This is a genomic window from Bradyrhizobium sp. AUGA SZCCT0182, from assembly GCF_018130185.1.
Taxonomy (GTDB): domain Bacteria; phylum Pseudomonadota; class Alphaproteobacteria; order Rhizobiales; family Xanthobacteraceae; genus Bradyrhizobium.
In genome coordinates this window covers 110214-116213 of the sequence record NZ_JAFCLY010000028.1, presented here as the reverse complement: position 1 = coordinate 116213, position 6000 = coordinate 110214, and the positions used below count along the sequence as shown (strand labels likewise).

Sequence of the window (6000 nt, the reverse complement as noted above, 5' to 3'; positions counted from 1 at the left end):
TCTCACTCAGAACAGCTACCGCCAACATTCACAGAGGCTTGGTTGGTCGAACCGCTTCGAATTTTGTTCGGTCAACCAGCTATGCCGCGCCTCCATGCCCGAAACTTGGGCGATCGTTCGATAGTGTTTGTCTCGACCGTGCCGCAGGTGAAGAACGCGGTTTGGTCTGCGTTTTGGCACTGGGGAGATGATGCAAAGTGGGGCGATTTCTTTGAATGGTACAGCCGATTTCTCAATTTGATTGTGCTCGCGCGGGATGACCGTGGTCATCCCAATTTCGAGCCACACCCCATAACTCGCTTTTATGATGAGTTGGGCCAAGTTGCATTGGCGTCGCGTTGGGTGATGGCTCTAACTCTAGCAAGCGCAAGCGAGGGTTTGACCAAGCTGCTGAGACCGGTGAAGCCGATGACCATGCGAGACAAAAATGCTGAGAAGGTCGAAAAGGCCGCCCTTGTTAAGGTGATTGAGAACTCAACGGCTCCTGTGCGCCTAAAGGGAACGGCAGTCACAGCTGTACACAATTTTAACTTCGAAAAGGAAACAACCAAAAACAACCTTCGGAGCCTCAAAGCGAAGGCGATAATTACGCCAGCTCAGTTTTCGGCCTGGAACGAAATACGCAACTCGGTGATGCACGGGATATTGATATCGCCGTTTTCGCACGAGGAGGAGGACAAGAAGCTGAGCGATCTAGTCGAGCTGGTGCATACACTCACTCGCCGAATTGCTTCGGACAAGCGATGCTAATTATCAAGCCAACGTGAGCTGTAAGACATCAATCGATGTCCACGATTTTAAATCGGGAGGCACATGAATTCTTGCGCGTAGGGCGTGCGCCCTCAAAAATCAGGCGGGGTAGGTGGGGGGCAGGTAGCGCCCTCGGGGCCAATCTGCCTATTCGGCCGTTGAGCGCTATCTGCGTTCGCTCTGCGGCGGGTTGGCGCTGGGGGCGGTTGACGAGGCTTCAGCGTCCCCGGCAGGCACTTCGCGCGCGATCAATCGGGCGAGTTCGACAAGACCATCGTCGAACGGGCGGGCGCGCGAGGTTGGCCTTTCCGGCCGGGAGGCGATCCGGCTCAACGCTGCTAGGATATTCATTGTACGATTCCCCCGACCGCTGCGGCACTGGGTCAAGGCACTCTAAAGCGCTTCGTTCCGATTTGATTAAAATGAAAGCCGACAGCCGACGAACGTAGTCAACGCCGTCCTAACGTCGGTCAAGGTCAGTGGCGCCTTACCGCGTGAACGCTAAGATGATGGGGCCATGCCCGACAACGTCCACAAATTCCGCCAAACCAAATGGGCCGACCCGAAGCGGTTTAAGATGATCGATAGTTTCAAATCGAAGCCGCGCGGCTCGCGCTATCTTTCTGGCTTGATCGTCCTTTGCGTTCTGATCGGTTTAGTAGCCGCCCTAGCTTGGCCGAAGTTTTCCAATGACCTGAAGATAGCGAGCCCAACCAAATCGGTTTCTGCGCCTGCTTCAGTTTCGGTCTATGTCGTCGATGGGGATACTATTGGTCTTGGCGACGGTGGATCGAACGTCCGCTTAGTAGGCTTCAACGCGCCCGAAACAGGCACCCGCGCGCGATGCGAGACAGAACGTCAAAAGGGCGAAGCAGCCCAGCGGCGGCTTCGCGAACTTGTCAGCGGCGGTCGTCCAGATTTCCAGCAAGTCGCTTGCTCTTGTCCGGCGGGAACGGAGGGCACTAATGCGTGCAACTTTGGACGCCGCTGCGGAACGCTCCGGGTCAATGGCGTAGACGTTGGATCAACTCTGATCGGCGAGGGGTTGGCAGTTCGGTTCGTGTGCGGAGCGACTAGCTGTCCAGCGCTGCCCCGCCCTTGGTGTTGATTCAGACTTCCGATTCTCCCGCCGACATATCCACACCCGCCGCCGGTCGCGGTGCGATGCCGTTCCGGTCACAAGAGATGGTGTGATTCGCGAGTCCGACCAGGCTTTGCTTTGATGCGCCATGCCATGGCGTCGAAAACCAAACTCGCGACTCCGATACTGGCCGGACGGCACGCCAATGACCGCAAAGGCTGCTGGGTTCAAGTCCATCTTGATCTATTGCGTTGGCCCGCCTGTCGGCGATCAGCGCCCGCGTTGCTGGCATGAATCTTGACGACCTGCCCGACTGGCAATGGGCCGACATACTGGCGCATCTGAAATGTACGAAGTGCGGCAGTGTCGGTTGGGTTGATCCTCGTCCGAACTGGGGCGAGGTCATCGACTACGAAAGGGGCGTGAGCGGTAGGTGACGTTCAGTCGTCGGCTTTGTGACCGCCGCCGATGGGCTTTTCAAAGCGCCGAAGTTTTTCGACACGTTGCGCCATTTCGTTCAGCAGCTGCCGAATCTGACCGCGAGTGAACGTTATCGTCTCTTTGTCGTCAGTCGTGTAACCGCCGCCGGTGATTTGCTGCCATGGGTTTGCGCCGACAATCGGTGTTCGCGTTGCATGGCGCGGAATACCTTGCTTTTCCATTTCCGCCTTTAGGGTCTTGCCCCAATTAACGAGCCAATTTGCCGTGCCAAGCGCCGTGTCATTCAGCGCTTTTCGTTGGGACATTCCGCTGACCATCGCCAAATCTCCTTCTCTCGCAGCAACTATGACCACCAAGGCCTACAGCAAATCGGCTTATGAATTTGGTGCTTCAGACTTTTGGATCGCCGTTTTCGTCGAATCGGCTTGCCATCGTAATCATCAAGCCTTCAACCGCATGGCGGATTCGTTGCGCCTCAGCCATCGTGTATGTGTTCTCAACATGCATGGTCGCGTTTCGCCAAGGATTCTTAACCGCCTCCAACGATGCCAAAAGATTCTCGAACACCTTTGCATCTGGCTGCATCTTATCAGTTGCCGTCGGCCACTTTGTGTTCATGCCGTTTTTGATTGCGTTCAGCATGACGCCCCAGTTTTTGTCTGACCCTCTTGTGGGATTCGGGACGCCAAGACAAGATGCCGTCGCCCTCACGGCCACTTCCAACACCCTCATAAAATGAAAGACGCTGGCGGTGCTGCGCTCCAATGCGAGACAATTCATCGCTTCATCAATATCCACCACGGTCGAGGGAAACTTCAGACGGACGTCTTGTGGGAACTGTTGCGTTTTGTAAAACGCGCTCAATTCCCTACTCAAACCAATAAACTTCCTCTCGTGAAGCTCATCGAAAAAGCGTGCGGTCAACTCTGCTACTTCGCTTCCCGCTGGGACCTCCCCTTGATCGACGCGACGTATGAATCTCTTCGCCTGTGCCAGTGTGACGGTTAGCTCAAACTCTTCAAGGTGCGGAATCAGTTCATTCAACGCGCTTTTGATCGACTCTCGGACCTGTTGCTTATGCTCCGCTGCTGCTGTTTGAATTTTGACGCTCGCCTCCTGTAGACGCGACGGAGATTTATAAGGAGCTGGAGCACGAAGAGGCCACCATAACTTTGACTGCTTTTCGGGCTCTGGAGTCGGCTCCGGCTTGAACAGTTCGGCAAAGCCGGAAACGTCCATGATGAGAGCCGCTCGAACATTTCCAAGCAGCACCACCGCTCCGATCAGCTTCTGGAGATTGACCTCTTGCACGACGCCTCCGCATCCCAAAGCCGTTAGTCTAGCTGAGTGCAGCCGATATGCTACCGGGCGTTTATGGCCTCCGCTTCCCTGACCGAATGGCTTGTGCTCAGCCCGAGAGTGCGATTAAATCAAACTAACAACCAGCGAGCGGCGGCGTGGCAAATTTTAGATACAAGGTGTTGCGCGAGTCCCTGTACGTGCAGCAGTACTTCAAAGGCGTCGCGCTAGAGTGGCGCGAGCTTCCCACGCGATTCTTTAAGACCCTGTATGAATTGCTGGGCGAGCGGTTGAACATCCAAACTGCTGAGCTTAGCGCGAACCCTAGCACTCAACTAAGCGAGGTACGGGCGCGCTATAATATCTATGGTGGACCTTCCACCGTGACTCTTTTTGCGGATCGGCTTGCTTTCGAATTTCCAAATTTTACGGCGAGCGAGTTAACGCTTGTCTATGAGATCATGGGAACAATCCATGACCGCTTCCCAGCTGCCTTTCCCGAACTGGCATTGGGGCGGGTCGAGGTGCAGGACATGTCGCATCTCGACCTGGGATCGCAGGAAAGCGTAAGTGAATTTTTTGAGCCTTTTGAAATTCCGGCATTGGCCAGCACGTTTAGTGATCTGCCTGCGCAATTCGTCTGCGCACCAATATTTTATGCTAACTCCGATGACGGGCAATGGAAATGCAAGGTTGAGGTTGAACCTAGTAACCTGACATCCACGGCAATATTTGGAGCGATAAATGCGACAATGTTGAAGCCCGATCCTTCTACATCGTACTTGGAAAAGGCCGCCTTCATCCAACAGCTGACGCAGCGTTGCCTGAAAGCGCTTGACTTGGAGATCGACGTTGCCCCTCAACAATGAGGTCATACCATTTGCGCCCCGGCCTAGATCGCAGCAGGGCCAAGCGTATCCCCTTCAAGAGCGCGCATCCGCTTTGGCTGGGAATTTACTGACGACAAATGCCCAGCTTGGTAATACCGCCTTGGGCTTATCTCGCTTGGTTTCAATCGATCAAGCAGCCCCGCCGATAGCGAATCCGCGAGTTCGCAGGGGCGCAATTGAGGGCTTCGTTCGAACGTGCGAACGCTGGAGGCTGGATTCTCGCAAGCAAGTTATTTTACTCGGTTATCCTGGCAATGAGCTTGCAGCGCAGCCGATATTGATGGGGCGCGTGCGTCCGTCGCAGGATGCGCTCGACCGAACTGGATACGTGTTGAGCATCAGCATTGGCTTGTCGGCAATCTACAATGACTCTGTGGGCGCAGAGCTTGATTGGCTTTCAAGGCCCCATTCCGCTCTTGGACAAGTCGCACCATTAGACTTTATGTTGGATGGTAGAATGCCCAGTATGATGCGGGTCAATGACCTTGTTTCCACCGAGCGAGGACTTTGAGTGCTCAGCGCCTTTGCGAGCGAATCGAAAAATATCGAAGTAGCTCGTTTGATGTCACTGCCATCGAAGGCGCTGGAAGCCATTCTGATTTCGCGCGGCATTCCACCTGAAGACCTTGATGAAGTGGAAGCAACGCTGAAGGGAATTGGCGTAGTTATTACTCCAGCGGACGCCATTCGTTTTACCTTTACGCGAACGCCTATCCCGGCCCAGCGCTTTAACACGATTCATTTCCCAGCCTTCTATACTGCGCTTGATGAACCGACTTGCTTGGCAGAAATAAAATACCATTTGGGACATTCGCTCACGACATCCGAGCGACGTTTCTATCAATTCCTGTACGTCACGTTTGCGGGCGAAGCTCTAACAGTTGCTGGTCACGAGGCAACCCATCCAGACTTGGTCAGCCCCTCTGATGCAGGTTATCCGTTTTGCCAGAGGTTAGCGTCGGCGGCTCGTGACGACGGCAAAGATGCCTTGTATGCCACATCCGCGCGATGTAGCGGCATTTGCGTGCCTATATTTTCGGAACCAACGATTTCTAATGCCAGCATAAGAGCGACTGTTCGCTTCACGTTCGACGGCACAACCGTTCAACACGAAGTGTTGGCTTAGCGCCCGGCGCGGCGGTCCGCTGGGTTCATCCAATCCGGTTCGTGGCGGGCGGCGGCCATACTCCCAAGCTTCGACGATGCGAGCGCGGCGGGGACACCCTTCCAAGTCCTTCACGGGAATCTACTTCCAAAGCTTTTGCTAACCTGCCGATGATCACCGCGGTTGGTTGGACCGAGGGACGTGACCCTCATTATCGATCAGTTCGCGTCCAAAGTGAGCGAACCTCCAGCTCAGTGAAGCCGCGAAACGCGTGCTGGCGATTGGTTCATAGTAGCTAGTATCGGCACCAGCGCCGCTGGGAGCGAAGCCGATAGAGATACAGGTCATCAAGCGAATGGCGCGCAGGCTAAAGACAGGGCTATTACATGCGGAAGCGGAGTGGTTTGAAGACGAACTAGGATCAAGCCCGCGTT

General features: G+C 54.8%; 7 protein-coding genes. 4 read left to right on the top strand and 3 right to left on the bottom strand.

Going from position 1 to position 6000, the window contains the following annotated elements:
- Positions 1–750: hypothetical protein (locus tag JQ611_RS26690; RefSeq protein WP_212467074.1), on the top strand; the 750-nt coding region annotated here is incomplete at its 5' end.
- A 165-nt stretch (positions 751–915) separates the two neighbouring features.
- Here JQ611_RS26690 and JQ611_RS26685 read toward each other — a convergent pair.
- Complete coding sequence (locus JQ611_RS26685) at positions 916–1101, bottom strand: hypothetical protein (RefSeq protein WP_212467073.1); 186 nt, start codon at positions 1099–1101, stop codon at positions 916–918.
- Positions 1102–1267: 166 nt separating this feature from the next.
- Here JQ611_RS26685 and JQ611_RS26680 point away from each other — a divergent pair, with 166 nt between their 5' ends.
- A complete protein-coding gene (locus JQ611_RS26680; RefSeq protein ID WP_212467072.1) occupies positions 1268–1858 on the top strand; it encodes a thermonuclease family protein in 591 nt (196 codons plus the stop codon).
- Between the two features lie 413 nt (positions 1859–2271).
- Here the strand turns inward: JQ611_RS26680 and JQ611_RS26675 are convergent, their stop codons facing one another.
- Together JQ611_RS26675 and JQ611_RS26670 are read right to left on the bottom strand one after the other, a co-directional pair.
- A complete protein-coding gene (locus tag JQ611_RS26675; RefSeq protein ID WP_212467071.1) occupies positions 2272–2589 on the bottom strand; it encodes a hypothetical protein in 318 nt (105 codons plus the stop codon).
- A 73-nt stretch (positions 2590–2662) separates the two neighbouring features.
- Positions 2663–3583 carry a hypothetical protein gene (locus tag JQ611_RS26670; protein WP_212467070.1) on the bottom strand — a complete coding sequence of 307 codons (921 nt, stop codon included), beginning with the start codon at positions 3581–3583 and terminating at the stop codon, positions 2663–2665.
- Positions 3584–3729: 146 nt separating this feature from the next.
- Here JQ611_RS26670 and JQ611_RS26665 point away from each other — a divergent pair, with 146 nt between their 5' ends.
- Positions 3730–4440 carry a hypothetical protein gene (locus JQ611_RS26665; RefSeq protein WP_212467069.1) on the top strand — a complete coding sequence of 237 codons (711 nt, stop codon included), beginning with the start codon at positions 3730–3732 and terminating at the stop codon, positions 4438–4440.
- A 532-nt stretch (positions 4441–4972) separates the two neighbouring features.
- The gene (locus JQ611_RS26655) at positions 4973–5587 is read left to right on the top strand and encodes an RES family NAD+ phosphorylase (protein WP_212467067.1); all 615 of its coding nucleotides are present in this window, start codon (positions 4973–4975) and stop codon (positions 5585–5587) included.
- The last annotated feature ends 413 nt before the right edge of the window (positions 5588–6000 follow it).